Origin of the sequence: Acidovorax delafieldii 2AN (assembly GCF_000175235.1) — a bacterium.
In the GTDB taxonomy this organism is placed as follows: Bacteria; Pseudomonadota; Gammaproteobacteria; order Burkholderiales; family Burkholderiaceae_C; genus Acidovorax; species Acidovorax delafieldii_B.
Genome location: NZ_ACQT01000631.1, coordinates 1 through 536, shown reverse-complemented (window position 1 = coordinate 536; position 536 = coordinate 1). Strand labels below are relative to the sequence as shown.

The 536-nt window shown below is 72.8% G+C and carries 1 protein-coding gene; it reads right to left on the bottom strand.

All coding sequences use genetic code 11. From position 1 onward, the window contains the following. Positions 1-34: 34 nt before the first annotated feature. Positions 35-536 (bottom strand): ABC transporter permease (locus tag ACDELDRAFT_RS23455; RefSeq protein ID WP_040330951.1); only part of this gene is annotated, 502 nt, incomplete at its 5' end.

Genomic DNA, 536 nt, shown 5'->3' with positions numbered 1-536 from the left:
AGCACCGTGGCGGCAGCGCCCGCGCCGCGCGCCTTCAGTGGCGTGCGCGCAGCGTGCGGCTGAGCAGAATGACCGGCACCAGCCCCACCGCCACGAGCGCCAGCGAGGGCAACGCGGCCTCGCCCAGGCGTTCGTCGCGCGCCAGCTGGTAGGCGACTACGGCCAGGGTGTCGCTGTTGAAGGGGCGCAGCACCATGGTGGCGGGCAGTTCCTTCATCACATCCACGAACACCAGCAGCGCTGCAGCGGCCGTGGAGCGCCGCAGCAGGGGCCAGTGCACGCGGGCCATCAGCCGGCCGCTGCCCGCGCCCAGCATGCGCGCCGAGTCGTCCAGGCTCACGGGAATGCGGGCGTAGCCGCTCTGCACCGACTGCAGGGCCACGGCGCAGAACCGCACCAGGTAAGCCCACACGATGCCCACAGCCGTGGTGGTGACCAGCGCCCCCACGCCCCACTGCGGAACACGTGCCTGCAGCCAGCCCACAGGCAGCAGCAGGCCGACCACGATCACCGCGCCCGGCACCGCATAGCCCACG